12 protein-coding genes and 1 tRNA gene are annotated in these 14,702 nt (G+C 60.5%); 9 read left to right on the top strand and 4 right to left on the bottom strand.

Features of this window, described 5'->3' with window-relative positions:
• Positions 1 to 29 precede the first annotated feature (29 nt).
• Both QTL94_RS02720 and QTL94_RS02715 read left to right on the top strand, forming a co-directional pair.
• Positions 30 to 1,550 (top strand): ATP-binding protein, encoded by a 1,521-nt coding sequence (locus tag QTL94_RS02720; RefSeq protein ID WP_289800510.1) that lies wholly within the window; start codon positions 30 to 32, stop codon positions 1,548 to 1,550.
• 121 nt (positions 1,551 to 1,671) lie between these two features.
• A tRNA-Arg gene (locus QTL94_RS02715) sits at positions 1,672 to 1,748 on the top strand.
• Between the two features lie 672 nt (positions 1,749 to 2,420).
• On the opposite strand, the gene QTL94_RS02710 is transcribed toward QTL94_RS02715, so the two are convergent.
• On the bottom strand, positions 2,421 to 2,585 hold the full coding sequence (locus QTL94_RS02710; RefSeq protein WP_289800509.1) for a hypothetical protein: 165 nt from the start codon (positions 2,583 to 2,585) through the stop codon (positions 2,421 to 2,423).
• A gap of 121 nt (positions 2,586 to 2,706) precedes the next feature.
• Positions 2,707 to 2,949 (bottom strand): DUF982 domain-containing protein, encoded by a 243-nt coding sequence (locus QTL94_RS02705; RefSeq protein WP_289800508.1) that lies wholly within the window; start codon positions 2,947 to 2,949, stop codon positions 2,707 to 2,709.
• A gap of 1,303 nt (positions 2,950 to 4,252) precedes the next feature.
• Between QTL94_RS02705 and QTL94_RS02700 the strand changes: the two genes are divergently transcribed.
• The 6 genes from QTL94_RS02700 (at position 4,253) to QTL94_RS02675 (ending at position 11,627) form a co-directional block, all read left to right on the top strand.
• A complete protein-coding gene (locus tag QTL94_RS02700; protein WP_289800507.1) occupies positions 4,253 to 6,301 on the top strand; it encodes an acyltransferase family protein in 2,049 nt (682 codons plus the stop codon).
• Positions 6,302 to 6,398: 97 nt separating this feature from the next.
• Positions 6,399 to 7,622 carry an exopolysaccharide biosynthesis GT4 family glycosyltransferase EpsE gene (gene epsE, locus QTL94_RS02695; RefSeq protein ID WP_289800506.1) on the top strand — a complete coding sequence of 408 codons (1,224 nt, stop codon included), beginning with the start codon at positions 6,399 to 6,401 and terminating at the stop codon, positions 7,620 to 7,622.
• A gap of 107 nt (positions 7,623 to 7,729) precedes the next feature.
• Entirely contained in the window at positions 7,730 to 8,077 is a 348-nt protein-coding gene (locus QTL94_RS02690; protein WP_502944094.1) for a hypothetical protein, read from the top strand.
• A gap of 197 nt (positions 8,078 to 8,274) precedes the next feature.
• Entirely contained in the window at positions 8,275 to 8,646 is a 372-nt protein-coding gene (locus QTL94_RS02685) for a surface protein (RefSeq protein WP_065690190.1), read from the top strand.
• Between the two features lie 649 nt (positions 8,647 to 9,295).
• Entirely contained in the window at positions 9,296 to 10,543 is a 1,248-nt protein-coding gene (locus QTL94_RS02680; protein ID WP_065690191.1) for an NAD(P)/FAD-dependent oxidoreductase, read from the top strand.
• 46 nt (positions 10,544 to 10,589) lie between these two features.
• Complete coding sequence (locus QTL94_RS02675) at positions 10,590 to 11,627, top strand: 4-hydroxyproline epimerase (protein ID WP_289800505.1); 1,038 nt, start codon at positions 10,590 to 10,592, stop codon at positions 11,625 to 11,627.
• 3 nt (positions 11,628 to 11,630) lie between these two features.
• On the opposite strand, the gene QTL94_RS02670 is transcribed toward QTL94_RS02675, so the two are convergent.
• Both QTL94_RS02670 and QTL94_RS02665 read right to left on the bottom strand, forming a co-directional pair.
• Entirely contained in the window at positions 11,631 to 12,113 is a 483-nt protein-coding gene (locus tag QTL94_RS02670) for an RbsD/FucU family protein (protein WP_065689336.1), read from the bottom strand.
• Positions 12,097 to 13,344, bottom strand: a complete 1,248-nt coding sequence (locus QTL94_RS02665) for an ROK family transcriptional regulator (protein ID WP_065689337.1) — start codon at positions 13,342 to 13,344, stop codon at positions 12,097 to 12,099. The genes QTL94_RS02670 and QTL94_RS02665 overlap by 17 nt, the downstream gene beginning before the upstream one ends.
• A gap of 233 nt (positions 13,345 to 13,577) precedes the next feature.
• On the opposite strand from QTL94_RS02665, the gene QTL94_RS02660 reads away from it, so the two are divergent.
• Positions 13,578 to 14,603, top strand: coding sequence for a sugar ABC transporter substrate-binding protein (locus QTL94_RS02660; protein WP_065689338.1), 1,026 nt, complete (start codon positions 13,578 to 13,580; stop codon positions 14,601 to 14,603).
• Positions 14,604 to 14,702: the final 99 nt, after the last annotated feature.

Raw genomic sequence — 14,702 nt, 5'->3', positions numbered from 1 at the left:
TGGCGCTGGACGCCGAGTGGACAAATGCGATGCCGGCCCCTGACGAAGCAGACAAACTTTCCGCAAGCACGACCGTCTCCGACGGCGGCAGCAATGCGCGCCGCCCCCTGGGCCTGTTCGGTGGTCTTTCCGGCAAGCTCCTCTGGCTGATCGTCGTCTGCATCATGCTGGCTGAAGTGCTGATCTTCTTCCCGTCGGTCAGCGCCATGCGCCTGCGCTGGCTGGACGAGCGGCTGAGTGCTGCTGCCGCAGCGGCCATCGTGATCGACGGCCTGCAGCCGGTGGAGCTCACGCGCGCGCTGCAGAAGGAAACGCTCGAAGCGACCGGGACGAAGGCGATCGTCCTGCGAAAGGACGGCACCTCGCGCCTCCTGGCGACTTCGGATATGCCGACCTCCGTCGATGAGCAGTATGACCTGACCAATGTACCGGCGCTGACGGCCATCGGCGACGCGCTCGATACGCTGATCTTCGGCGGTGACAGGATGATCCGCGTCTATGGCCCCGTCCAGGATACAAACACCGGCGTTGAAGTGGTGATGAAGGACAAGCATCTGCGCAATGCGATGCTGCTCTATTCCCGCAACGTCTTCCTGCTGTCGATCCTGATTTCGCTGTTTACCGCGACGCTGATCTTCTTCGCGCTCAACCGCATCCTGATTCATCCGATCCGCCGCCTGACCGGGAGCATGCAGGAATTCTCCTCCGATCCCGAGAAGCCGGAGCATGTTTTCGCGAGCGATGGCGGCCGCGACGAGCTCTCCGTTGCCGGCCGGCATCTGAGCGCCATGCAGCTGGAATTGCAAAAGACGCTGAAGCAGCAGAAAAATCTTGCCGCCCTCGGGCTGGCCGTCTCCAAGATCAATCACGACATGCGCAATATCCTCGCCTCGGCGCAGCTCATGTCCGACCGCCTCGTCGATGTCGACGATCCCATGGTGAAGCGTTTCGCGCCGAAGCTGCTGCGTACGATCGACCGCGCCGTCGGCTATACGACGGAGGTGCTCTCTTATGGTCAGGCAACCGAATCGGCCCCACGGCGACGCGCGGTCAGGCTCTCGGTGCTGATCGAGGATGTGAAGGACATGCTGGCGATCGACGTGCAGAGTGGCGTCGAGTTTGTCGAGCAGGTGGGCTTGGACCTTGAGGTGGACGCCGACAACGAGCAGCTCTTCCGCGTCATCCACAATCTCTGCCGCAACGCGCTGCAGGCGCTGACGGCCATGGGCGACGCCGGCAATGCCGAGTTGGTCAAGCGCATCACTGTTTCGGCGCAGCGCGTCGGCAGCGTTGTCAGCATCATCGTCGACGACACGGGCCCCGGCATGCCGCCAAAGGCCCGCCAGAACCTCTTTGCCGCGTTCCGTGGCTCGGCCCGTTCGGGCGGCACGGGACTGGGGCTGGCCATCGCGCGCGAACTCGTGCTGGCGCACGGGGGAACAATCGCGCTTGTGGAAAAACCATCGGTCGGAACCCAGTTCCGCATCGAGATTCCGGATCGCCCGGTTTCGCTGGAGGATTACCGCAGCCGCACCCTGCATGAAAAGTAATGCAATTTCCGGATTCCAGCCTCGTGTGACAAGAACTGTTATTTTTTGAAAAAGCCTATTGCAATCGCTCAAAGGACCCTTTAGAGAACCGCTCACGCCAGCGGGACACACCGCTGCAGACGCACCCGTAGCTCAGCTGGATAGAGCACCAGACTACGAATCTGGGGGTCAGGAGTTCGAATCTCTTCGGGTGCGCCATTTCTTCCAAACACTTAGCCAACAGCCTTGAAGTTCCCAAAAGGGCTGGCGCGCGCTGGGGCAGATTGAGTGTCTGAGACTGCTTCTACTAGCCCCCACCGTAGCCCGATTGGCTCAAGCAATATTCTTCTGCCATGATCGATGACGTGGACGAGGCGGCCGGTCTCGCGAAGGCCATCTTTTGGGCGCTAGCACTTGGGCCGTCTTTGACGCCAGGAAAGCAGGTCCGGCACCAAATCTATCCCACCTAGTTCTGGCGCGGCGGTGTAGCCTCAGATTTGGCCAAGAGCTTTCTAAGCAGCTGATACCTGTCTCTAAAACGTTTATGGTGATCGAGCTGCCCGCCAGCGTACTCTTGCCGACGAGGGTTCTACCAGGCGTCGCTCACTGCGCTTCGATTTCCCGGATTGCTGCAACGTGGCGCGATCCAAGTATCTGAATGTTTCACTGCCGCTCAAAGTCGAACTCTGACATCACGTTTCCTCTCAAACGAAAGGTGATTCCCCGATGTGCCGCGGGCGACTCGGGAGCGCGCCACAACGGATCGACAGGGTGGCCAGCGCTGGAAACGACCGAATGATTTTAGGCAATCGGCTGAGCGTCCGAGCTCACCATGCAGAACGGTCCCATCGCCATTTTAGACGTTAGCCGCGTTAGTTGCTTCGGACAGCGTTACGCGCTATCTCCCCGCAGCGCGTGTTCGACGGCGGCGCGCATTGCCGCGCGCCCGCGTTCCGATTCTGGATCGACGTTGTCATCCGAGCACCAACGACGAACAACATCGGCAACCGATTGGAAGTCGTCATCGTCCAAGTCAACGAAGTTAAGAAGTGACATCGTGCCGCTCCTGGCTTTGGGCAAAAGCGCGTCTAATCTCTCAAGCGGTCTCTGCCGGAGCAGTGTACGCTGATTTCGCCATCTAGCAATAAAACCGGTATTCGGGATGCTGGTCGCCGCTTTAAGCTGCTTGGAAGTACACGCCCGCTTCTACGGCTGCGAGAAGAAACGCCGCGCGCGCCTCTGGGAAGGAAACACCACCGCCCTCTGTGCCAGCGCACGCTTCCAGAGCTGATATATAGGCGATCCCTTCAAAGTTGGGCCAGTCCGAAATCAAAATGAGCAGCGCGTCTTGGGGAGAGCCAATCGAGTGTAGTTCACCATGCCGGTGGACGATGACCGTAACCCAATTCGATGATGGCACCACGCTCCCCAATTCAACTACTATTGATTGAGGTGAAACTGTTTCTGCGCTTGAAGGTTCCAGGGCCGTCAGAGTGTCGGGAGGCGGCACAAAAGAGCCCCGCTAGACATGCGGGGCAAAGTTACTACGTGCAAACTACGTCGGGGAAAGGCGCCGACGTGATGGTGATAGAACGCACGCGACCGCCAGCGGTTCCGTCACTCGAGTGCGTGTAAATCAATGTGATGAACGACCCTGCCGACGCCTGCAGAGGTCCGGCAGGGTCGCCGGCACTTGGACCTGAACCGAATGGTCTTGCGGGCATTCGATCGAGGCCAAGCTTGACCGCCCCCGCGCGGTCATACGGGTTGTCTGAATAACCGTTGTTTCGTTGGAGGAAGACCTCGGAAGAAAGTGGGAGTGGCAATCTGCCATCAAGGGATTTTACCGGTTAGCCGGTCGCGTTCTAGACGAAGTGCTCGTAGGTGACTGCTCTTCTCGTCGCGATTCGTCTTTTCACCGAGGGTTATCGCTTTTGAGATGACCGAAGTTTGATCTCGATTGGCTAAGCCGCGAGCAATAGTCTCCATGCGTGTAAGGCTTTTACGCCAGGCCATTTTGTTTCTCCGAGCGCCTTACCTTCACGTGACGCGTCTCTAGACCACGAATTGCATGCCGATGAAGTCCGCTCGAAGAGGCCAGCACTACCAATGGTTCTTGTCGCCCAAAACGGTGCTCCAGTTCTGCCGTGAAATTTCGTGGGTCCCTCATACCGTCGTGGAAGAGACGGACCAAAAGCGTGCCAGCTACATTCATCCTGGTACCGCACGGTAACAGGCCCCCCGTATATCCGGCATCAGCTAACACCTTCCGTAGAAGGTCGATATCCTTGGGCGTAAGTTGTTTGGATAGTAATTCGGAAGACATGAGTCCTCCTTTCAGTCGGGGCAGAGATATGGAGATCCCTAAGCAGTAGCGCCCTGAACATAGCTATCTGAAGAATTGACTATGCGCGCTCCTGCACAGATGCGCAACTAGAAACTAAGTGACGATGAATCTAGGAAATGTTCAGTCAATGCGAAGTATCCGACCGCCGTAGACACATATATCAATGACGTCGAAGCAACGATGGGCAGGGCTGTTGAGGGGGGATCCATGCCACGGCGCTTGGCGCTTTCGTATGAGCAGCCCTGGATTGCGCGCTTTGATCGCGGTTCTACTTTTGCGGAAATTTTTGATTAACTTTGCCTCGAGGAACTTCAGCACGTGGAAGTTGTTTCTTGTAGTAACCGTCGCCAGTTAGCAGAATACTGGGGAAGCGTGCATGTTGATGAAGACCAATACGTCAGGTGTTCTTGGCGATCGGGCAGATTTGTATCGTCCGGAAGTGGATGGCCTTCGGGCCGTTGCTGTTCTCCCGGTGATCCTTTTTCACGCGGGCGTTCCGTTGTTCAGCGGCGGCTTCATCGGCGTGGATATATTCTTCGTCATCAGTGGATTTCTCATCACCTCGATCATTGCCCGCGATATCGACAGCAACCGGTTTTCGATCGTCGATTTTTACGAGCGACGCGCCCGGCGCATTCTGCCCGCGCTGTTCGTGGTTATCCTTGCCTGCCTGCCGTTTGCATGGCTGTGGATGCTGCCCATGGCCTACAAGGATTTCTCGCAGAGCCTGATGGCCACGGTCAGCTATGCGTCGAACATCCTCTTCTACATAGAGACCGGCTACTTCGACGTGACGTCGGCACAAAAGCCGTTGTTGCATACCTGGAGCTTGTCGGTCGAAGAGCAGTTCTACGTCGTCTTTCCGCTGCTGCTGCTCGCCATCCGCACTTTCGGCCGGCGGCTGACCCTTCCGCTGCTGGCGGGCCTGACGCTTGCGAGCATCCTCTGTTCGCAATGGCTGCAATCGATCGATCCGGAAGCCGGTTTCTACATGATCGTTTCGCGTGCCTGGGAGCTTCTTGCCGGAGCGATCGGCGCGCTCGCGCTGCGCAATCGCTCCGCCGACGCGCCCTCCAGACATGGTGACTGGTTGTCGCTCGCGGGCCTCGTCCTGATCGTCGGATCGCTGGCATTCTTCCCCGCTGGCGGGCAGACGCCGAGCCTGCTGGTCCTGCCCTGCGTTATCGGTACGGTGCTGGTGCTGATGTACGCACGCTCGGGCTCGCTCGCCGGTCGTCTGCTCAGCCTCAGGCCGCTGGTATGGGTGGGCCTGATCAGCTACAGCGCCTATCTCTGGCACCAGCCGCTGCTCGCATTCCTGCGGCTCAGAATGTTGAACGAACCGCCGGTTTGGCTAAGTCTTGCCGTCGCGCTGATCTCCTTGCCGATCGCATGGGCGAGCTGGCGTTATGTCGAGCGCCCCTTCCGGGATCGCAGCAGGGTGAGCCGCAGGACGATCTTTGCCGGCGCGGTTGCCGCAAGCACGGTGATTTTCGTGGTCGGCGCGGCAGGTCAGCTCAAGCAGGGCTTCCCTGGACGGCTTTCGGACGAGGCGCTGAATACCGCGGCGATCTTCAAGGAAGAGAGTGCGATGTTCCAGCCATGCCTGAGCACGGAAAGGAACTATATCGAACCGCAGGATACCTGCCGGCACAACACGACGCTGCCGGAAACCGTGATGATCTACGGCGATAGCCATGGCGCGGCGATTTCGTTGGAGATGGCCAAGGTCCTCGCTGCGCGAGGCGCGGGCGTCCGGCAGTTCACCCATGCCGGCTGCATGCCGGTTCCGGGGCTGGAAAGCTCGATCCCGGGCGAAAGCTGCCTGCGCTTCAACACCGACGCGATGAGCTACCTCGACAGCCACCCGGCGATCGACACCGTAGTGTTGGCGTCACGCTGGACGGCGCATCTCGGCGGCTATCTGTTTAACAACGAAGAGGGTGGCAACGAGGGCACGATCGTTCGCTACATGCAGCCGGTCGCCGGAGATGCGCGGCAAGACAATTCTGGCGCCCGTATCCGGTCGGTCGCTGGCCTTGTGCAGCAGCATATCAAGGACCTGCTTGCGCGCGGCAAGAAGGTTGTGCTGGTCTATCAGATCCCTGAAGCTGGCTGGGACGTGCCGGCCTACCTGTCCAAGGAAATGTATTTCGGCCTGAAGCACGACGTCGATCTTTCCACGGCTTCGGCAGTCAACAAGAGGCGCAACGCCGGCTCCGATGCCATGCTCGACGGCATCGGCACTCACCCCAATCTGCTCCGGATCAAGCCGAGGGAGCTGTTCTGCGACACGCTGCGTCAAGGCCGTTGCCTCCTTCAGATGGAAGGCCGCGCTCTCTATATCGATGACGATCACGTGAGCCAGCTGGGCGCCAGCATCATTGCGGGCCGCCTATCCACTGTCGTCGCCTCAAGCCTGTAGCCGCAATCGCTGACAAGTACCCTCCGGAAGTGCAGGTGTGCGACTTGGCAGTCTTGATTTACAAAGCTCTTTGTAAATCGGTAGAGAGACGGACTTGATGGGTGAAAATCTGAAAATTGCATATCTCGTTCCACAATTTCCTGGGCAGACCCACATCTTCTTCTGGCGTGAAATCAACGAACTGAGGAAACGCGGTGTCGATCTCAGTGTGCTGAGCACGCGTCCGCCTCCGCCCGGTCTGATTTCGCACAGCTGGTCCGCCGAGGCGATGGCGAACACCAAATATCTGGGCCAGCCCGCGCCGATCGCAACCCTGCAGGCACTCTTCTCGCTGCCGTTGCGTAGCCTGATGACCGAGATCAGAAGCGAAGGCGCGGCCGTGGTTCAGGATGCCGTGCTGTGCCTTTCCTCGGCACGGCGGCTGGCCAGACATTGTGCCGCCAACGGTATCGACCACGTGCATGTTCATTCGTGCGGGCGAGCCGCCTTGATCGCGGCGCTCGCCAATCGCATGACTGGTCTTTCCTATAGCCTGACGTTGCATGGACCGATTGCCGATTATGGCGCGGGGCAGGGCTTCAAATGGCGTCGTGCCGCCTTTGCTTCTGTGATCACCAAGACCCTGCTTGACCAGGCACGCCAGGCGCTAGGGCGCGATATGCCTGCCGAGGTGGTAGTGCAGTCCATGGGTGTCGATACCGATAGCTTTGCCCGCACATCGGCCTACCGGCCGGCTGCGCTCGGCGAGCGAGTGATGATCTTCTCGTGTGGGCGCCTGAATGCCGCCAAGGGTCATCAGGATTTGCTGCAGGCCGTTCGCCAACTGGTCAATGAAGGCATGGATGTCGGGCTGGAGATCGCCGGTGAAGACGACGTGGGCGGGCAGGGATTCCGCGCAGTTATAGAGGCAACCATCCGCGATCTTCAGCTCACCGATCGTGTGAAGCTGCTTGGCGCCGTGAACGAGGCAGAGGTGCGGCGCAGGTTGATGGAGGCGCACATCTTTGCGCTTGCAAGCTGGCAGGAGCCGCTTGGGGTTGCCTATATGGAGGCAATGAGCTGCGAAGTGCCGACAATCGGCACCGACGCCGGCGGTGTCCGCGAGCTTATTACTGACGGTGAAGACGGCATTCTCGTCCCGCCAAGGGATCCTGTGGCACTCGCCGGCGCCATCCGCACCCTTGTCGAGCAGCCTGAACTGGCGAAAAAAATCAGCCTGGCCGGACGAGAACGAGTTGTCGCCGCCTTCCGCTCCAGCCTTGGCGCTGAAACTCTGATTGCCGAGATCGGACGATTGCGTTCGCGCGGACGCGTTCGCTAGCGACAATTCTACCTGCCATCGTAGCATCTTGGAGCTCGCCGCTAGGCTGGCGCAATGTTGTTGCGCGATTGTCGCCTCGCGCTGCCCCGCGGGCGGTGCGCTATCGTATGAAATGGTGCAAGGCCGGAGGGAATATCGTGGGTAAGTTTGCTCGGGCGCTTGTTCTTGGCGGATCGGTCGCCGTGCTTGCGAGTTGCGTCGACAATATGCCTGTCCTGACACCGGTCAACACGCTTGATCCGCCGCTTAATCTGCCCGGCGTCGCACACGCCATCTGCGCCACCGACGGCAATTTCATGTACGAGGAAGCGCGCAGGCAGTACGAGTTGCGGGCGCATATGGCAAACCGCCCGATCGACGCCGCCAATGAGGAGGCGCAAACGAGAGCCGCCGCGCGCCGCCAGTATGTCGCTTGCCTCTCGAGCCAGGGTTATCGCATCGTCTATGATCGCTGAGGGGCCGATCTCGCCCTGAAAGGCTCCCTTCGACATGCTGCCCGAACAGCGTGGTGGCATCGCGATCCGCAAGCGCTTGCCGGCTGCAATCACGCCCAGTCGCCGCCGATCACAAGTGCTGGAGGTCGCGTGTGATCGCGGAACTTTACAAGGAAAGAACGCATTTTCTTCATGTAAATCCGAAAGGAGGGTTTATCATGAAAATGCTCAGTTCTGCTTCTCTTGCCCTGCCGCTTGGCGCACTTCTCGCGCTGTCCTTTGCGCCTGCGCAGGCCGCTCCCCTCCAGCAACTTCCGCTACCGAGCACCACAAACGTCGAGTTGGTGCAGTACAACCCGCATGCTGTCTACTGGCACGGCTATCGTGGTTCTCGTGTGGAAAAACCCGGAATGCGGCGCCATTCTGACGGCTATTGGTACCCGCTGGCCGCCTTTGGCGTCGATACCGGCACCACAGGGTCTATCGGTGTTCGGGCACCCGCCCCAGTGGCACCGCGGCACACCTACTGCCAGAGCACCTTCGGCGGCACGAATGGTGACGGCAGCATGCCTTGCGGCGACGAATGGTGACGGTAGCCGTGTGGCGACGGCTATTGAACGGCAGCTTACGAGAGAAAGGGCGGCGGTGTGCCGCCCTTTCTCTGGATCATCCTCAAAACCTTCCTGGATGATTCTTTTGTCGGGATAACGCGCGGGCCTCGGTGGGAGGGAAGCGCAAAAATCTACGTGATGTCGACACGTAGGAGCTGATTTTTGCCCATGGAATTGACCGATTGATCAAAAATGCTGCAAAAATGAGCGGGCGTGGAAAAGTATCGACCATAGCCTTGCGCTAAGTGCATTGCTGCATTGCGGTAATCTCCCTATTCCTGATCGAAACGATGGGTTATCTATGTTCTCGAAGGCAGCGCACTCCTCCTCCCAGCGCTCCTTCATCGGACTGGCAACACTCCTCCTCCCAGTTGTCAGTCAGGATCAAGAGCCCGGTGCACCTCCTCCCGCACCGGGCTCTTTTCTATTCAGCGCACGTCTTCCCAGCTACTGCTTGCCAAACGCCACGGTCGTTGCGACCGCGAAATTCTGTCGCTCCGGTTTCGGGTCCGCGGCTTCTTACGCGTGCAACATCGTCTCCACAAAATTCCGATAGGCAATCGCCGCCATTCTGATATATCAGCTGTCAGGGCGACGACGGTTTTGTTGCCGAGCGATGGGCGAAGACATGGTGGATGAACAGAAACGGACGGTCGCGGTTGTCGGCGCTGGCGTGATAGGCGCCGCGATCGCCTTCGAACTGCAGCGGCGCGGCTTTCAGGTGACCCTGATCGACAAGGGGGAACCGGGGCGCGGGACCTCTTATGGGAACATGGCCAGCATCGCGCTCGATTTTGCCGCCGGTTCCGGCCCGACCACCTGGCGCAAGATCCCCGGCTGGCTGCTTGATCCGGAAGGGCCGGTCTGGCTGCGTCCTTCCTATGCGCCGAAGATGTTTCCCTGGTTCCTCCGCTTCATCGCCGCGGGAAGACCATCCCGTCTGCGCCAGATCGAAGACGCCGGGATGAGCCTGTCGCGGCGTGCGCTGGCTGATTTCCGAGAAATGCTCTCTGCGATCGGCGCGCCGGACCTGATGACCGAAGAAGGTTGCCTGGCGATCTATGAGACGGAAGCCGAATTCGCCGGTGATCGCGGCCATATCGAGATGATGCGCCGCTATGGCTTTGATTTCGAGGTGCTGTCAGGCGCCGCCATCCGCGACCTGGAGCCGACGCTGTCGCCATCGATCGCCAAGGCGGTCTTGCTGCCTGACAATAAGTCGATCCGCAATCCTTATGACCTTGTGGTCAAGCTCGCCGATGCGGCATTCGCACTTGGCGCAGGCTTTCTCTCGGGCGCGGTGCGCAATGTCGAGAAGAGCGACGCCGGAACGGTCGTGCTCCTTGATAACGGTCAGCGCCTGACCGTGGATTCCGTCGTCTTTGCGGCGGGTGTCCAGACCCGCGTCCTGGCGCAAAAGCTCGGCGAGCCGATTCCGCTCGAAACGGAGCGAGGTTATCATACGCAGATCATGAAGCCCGGCGTCTCGATGCGCTACTCGGTGATCTGGCCGCATCGTGCCTTCATGATCACCCCGACAGCGGGCGGCATTCGCGTCGGCGGCAATGTCGAGCTCGCGGGCCTTGATGCGCCGCCCGATTTTCGTCGTCCGCGCGTCCTTGTTCGTCACGCGCAGCGTGCCGTACCGGGGCTGCAGGTCGAGGAAACGACCGAATGGATGGGCCATCGCCCGGCGCTGCCGGACACGATCCCGATCATCTCCGCATCGTCGAAGATGCCCGGCATCTGGTACGCCACCGGCCATGGCCATCTTGGCCTCACCTATTGCGCGACGACGGCGCAGCTAGTCGCAGACATGATGACTGGCGCCAAGCCCGGCGTCGACATGGTTCCGTTCCGTATCGACCGCTATTGAGATCGTCGGCGAAGCGCCGTACGGCAATTTTTATGGGAGTTGACCGATGAGATGGAAACGCACAATCCAGCTGCTGGATGTCCACGCGGAAGGTGAAATCGGCAAGGTCGCCATCGGCGGCGTTCCGAAGATTCCGGGTGAGACGGTTGCCGAGCAGCTTCGTTGGCTGAACACGGACCCGAAGGGGCAGGAGTTGCGGCGGTTTCTATGCCTCGAGCCGCGTGGCGCCCCGATCGGCTCTGTCAACCTGTTGCTGCCACCCAAGCATCCGGATGCTGACGCAGCCTTCATCATCCTCCAGCCGGATCAGGCCCACGCGAGCTCCGGTTCGAACTCGATCTGCGTGACGACGGCGCTGCTTGAATCCGGCATCGTGGAAATGCACGAGCCGGAAACCATCGTCACGCTGGAAACGGCCGCCGGCCTCGTCAAGGCGACGGCAACGTGCCGCGACGGCCGATGCGAAAAAGTGAAGCTCACCATGGTCCCGTCCTTCGTTCACGAGTTGGACGTCGAGATCGATACGCCGCAGTGGGGCAAGATCCAGGCAGACCTTTGCTATGGCGGCATCTTCTACGCGCTTGTCGATGTCGGCCAGATCAATCTCAAGATAGAGAAGTCGAATGCCGCAGCGCTGGTTCAGGCGGGCATGGTCCTCAAGGATCTGATCAACCGCAGCGTCTCGGTCGTTCACCCGGAGATCCCAGCAATTTCGGGTGTCGCCTATGTGATGTTCCGCGATATCGAGGCGGACGGCACGGTGCGCACCTGCACGACGATGTGGCCCGGTCGCGCCGATCGCTCGCCCTGCGGCACTGGCAACTCGGCCAATCTCGCGACGCTGCACGCGCGCGGCAAGGCCAAGGTCGGCGACGTCTTCAAGTCGCGTTCGATCATCGATTCCGAGTTCGAAGTTGGCCTGCTGGCGGAAACGACCGTTGCGGGACGCCCGGCGATCATCCCGACGATCACGGGCCGCGGCTTCACCTTTGGCCTGTCGCAGGTCGCCCTTGATCCATTCGATCCGCATCCGGGCGGTTTTGCCCTGACGGACGTCTGGGGTCCGTCGGCCGGCGAGATCTGACGGTCAGTAGCCGAACGGGTCGATCTCATCCTTTCCAAGGGAGTGGTCGCCCGTCGCCTTGGGATAGATAACGCCCTTGCGCAGAATGATATTGGCGTAGAGCCGTGGCTCGCTGGTCTGGACAAGGGCGTGCGCGGCGCGGACGCGCCCGTAGAACTCCTGCCCGACGAGCGGTACCACCTGGCGATGCGGCTCGTAGTGGGCACAGCAGTCGATCATTTCCTCATGGACGGGATCGAGCTTGTCGCGGTCCGCCTTCACGGTGGAGCGGAAGATCGCTTCCTGCACGAAGTCGTCGATCGGAAGGACGCTCAGGATCGCATCGAGAACGGGAATGATGCGGTGCCCGTCAAGCCGGATCAGCCGCCGTGCGTCCTCGACGCCGGGATAATTGCCGTCGACAATCGCGATTTCGTCGCCGTGCCCCATGCTGCGCAGCGTCGATAGCAATTCCGGGCTCAGCAGGGGGTTAAGTCCCTTCAGCATTGTCGACCTCCTTGAAGAGTACGTTCTGGTCCGTGAGATAGCGCGCAAAGATCGGCAGGCTGGCGCCACCGATGGCGCGCGCTTGCGCGCCGACCGCCCCCTCGATGATGTCGGGCATCACGACGCCCTGCAGGTCGAGCTTGTCGGCTTCGGCAATCGTCGCCCGCACGATGCGCTCGCGCACCCAGGCGGGAAAGCCGCCGTCGATGACCGCGGCGCTGAAGTCGATGATGGAGGCTGCCGCGACGATCCCCTGTGCCAGCGCCTTCGCAGCATCCTGGATCCACTCTTCCAGTGGCTCGCCGAAATCGACCCAGTCGTCGGCCGAATACCACAGCGGCTGCGGATCGATCCCGCGCTCGCGAAGCATGTTTTCGAGCACGAAGATGGAGGCGACCTCGAGAAGCTGCAGCGTTTCGCCGTTCTTGCCGCGAACGGGCAGGGGGCCGATGGCGCCTGCCGTGCCGGTGCGGCCTGAAAAGATCGCCGAGTTGAGAACGATGCCGCCGCCGATGAACGAGCCGATGAAGAAATAGACGAAGTCGGGGTAAGAGGGGCCGACGCCGAACACCAGCTCCGCGCCGCAGGCGCTGGTCGCGTCGTTCTGCAGGAAGACAGGATGGGCAATGCGCGATGCGACCTCGGTCTGCAGGTCGACGTCGCGCCAGACGTCCATCGCGCCCTTGGGTGAGCCGACCTCTTCTTCCCAGTTCCAGAGTTCGAAGGGGGCCGCGATGCCCACCCCGGCAATGCGGCTGCGCTGGCCTTCGTCGAGGCGGGCCTCCAGCTCCTGAATCCCCGTCGTGATGAAGTTCAGAAACTCTTCGGGCAGCGGATAGGAATAGGTCTGGCGCTTTTGCATCCTTATGCGGCCGACGAAGTCCATCAGCACGAGATCGGCGCTGCGGCGTCCCATCTTCACGCCGAAGGAGTAGACGGCATCGGGATTGAGCCGCATCGGAATCGAGGGCTGGCCGACACGGCCGCGCACCGGCTCACCGCGCGAAAGCAGCCCTTCCTTCTCAAGCGCCCGCATGATCACCGATACGGTCTGCGCCGAAAGACCCGTACGACGTGCGATATCCGCCTTCGACTGGGAGCCGTAAAGGCGCACCAGCGACAGCACAAGCCGTTCGTTGTAGGCGCGCACCCTGATCTGGTTCGCGCCGCCGGCCGGACTGAGAATCGGCAGCTGGGCCGGTGTCTGAACCGGAGCCCCTATGGACGACATTGGCCACTCCTCCCGTTTATTGGCCTATGCGCTATTTTCGACGAGCATGCCACAGCGAATTAATAATTCAATTGGATTTATTTATTGACAAGCCAAATTCTTTTGCCCTTAATTAGCCCTGTCAACGGCGCGGACCGGGTCAGGAGAGGCCACCGGCGAAGTCCGAATACCGGTTCGCGCTCGTGAAATTGCGGTTTGCCATGGGGCGGCCGATATAACTCTGGGAGGAGTCAATGAAGAAATCAGTGCTTTCCGCAGCGCTCGGCGCGCTGGCCCTCGGTGTCGCATTCTCGGCACCGGCAATGGCGGCCGATGTTTCCGCCTGCCTGATCACCAAGACTGATACGAACCCCTTCTTCGTCAAGATGAAGGAAGGCGCGACGGCCAAGGCCAAGGAGCTGGGCGTTAACCTCAAGGCCTACGCCGGCAAGATCGATGGCGACAGCGAAAGCCAGGTTGCCGCGATTGAAAGCTGCATCGCCGATGGCGCGAAAGGCATTCTGATCACTGCGTCCGACACCAAGGGTATCGTCCCGACCGTCAAGAAGGCACGCGATGCGGGTCTCCTCGTGATCGCTCTCGACACGCCCCTTGATCCGGCGGATGCCGCCGATGCGACCTTCGCTACCGACAACCTGCTCGCCGGCAAGCTGATCGGCCAGTGGGCCAAGGAAACCATGGGCGACAAGGCCAAGGATGCCAAGGTCGGCTTCCTCGATCTGACGCCATCGCAGCCGACCGTCGACGTTCTGCGCGACCAGGGCTTCATGATCGGTTTCGGCATCGACCCCAAGGATCCGAACAAGATCGGTGACGAAGATGATCCGCGTATCGTTGGTCACGACGTAACCAACGGCAACGAAGAAGGCGGCCGCAAGGCCATGGAAAACCTTCTCCAGAAGGATCCGAGCATCAACGTCATCCACACGATCAACGAGCCAGCCGCGGTTGGTGCCTATCAGGCGCTGAAGGCCGTCGGCATGGAAAAGAACGTGCTGATCGTCTCGGTTGACGGCGGCTGCCCGGGCGTCAAGTCCGTCGCTGATGGCGTCATCGGTGCGACCTCGCAGCAATATCCGCTGATGATGGCCGCTCTCGGCGTCGAAGCGATCAAGAAGTTCGCCGACAGCGGCGAAAAGCCGAAGCCGACGGAAGGCAAGTCCTTCTTCGACACCGGCGTATCCCTCGTCACCGACAAGCCGGTTTCCGGCGTCAAGTCGATCGACGTCAAGGAAGGCACTGCGAAGTGCTGGGGCTAAGCCCCGCGATCTAGCATCACTGCCGGCCGGGGCTTGACCCCGGCCGTTCTCGACCCGACCATCAGCTGTTGTCTCAAGAACCGGCGTAGCAAGACCGGA

Origin of the sequence: Rhizobium sp. S96 (assembly GCF_030382195.1) — a bacterium.
In the GTDB taxonomy this organism is placed as follows: domain Bacteria; phylum Pseudomonadota; class Alphaproteobacteria; order Rhizobiales; family Rhizobiaceae; genus Rhizobium.
The sequence above is the reverse complement of the archived record's forward strand: the minus strand, read 5'-3'. Positions and strand labels throughout refer to the sequence as shown.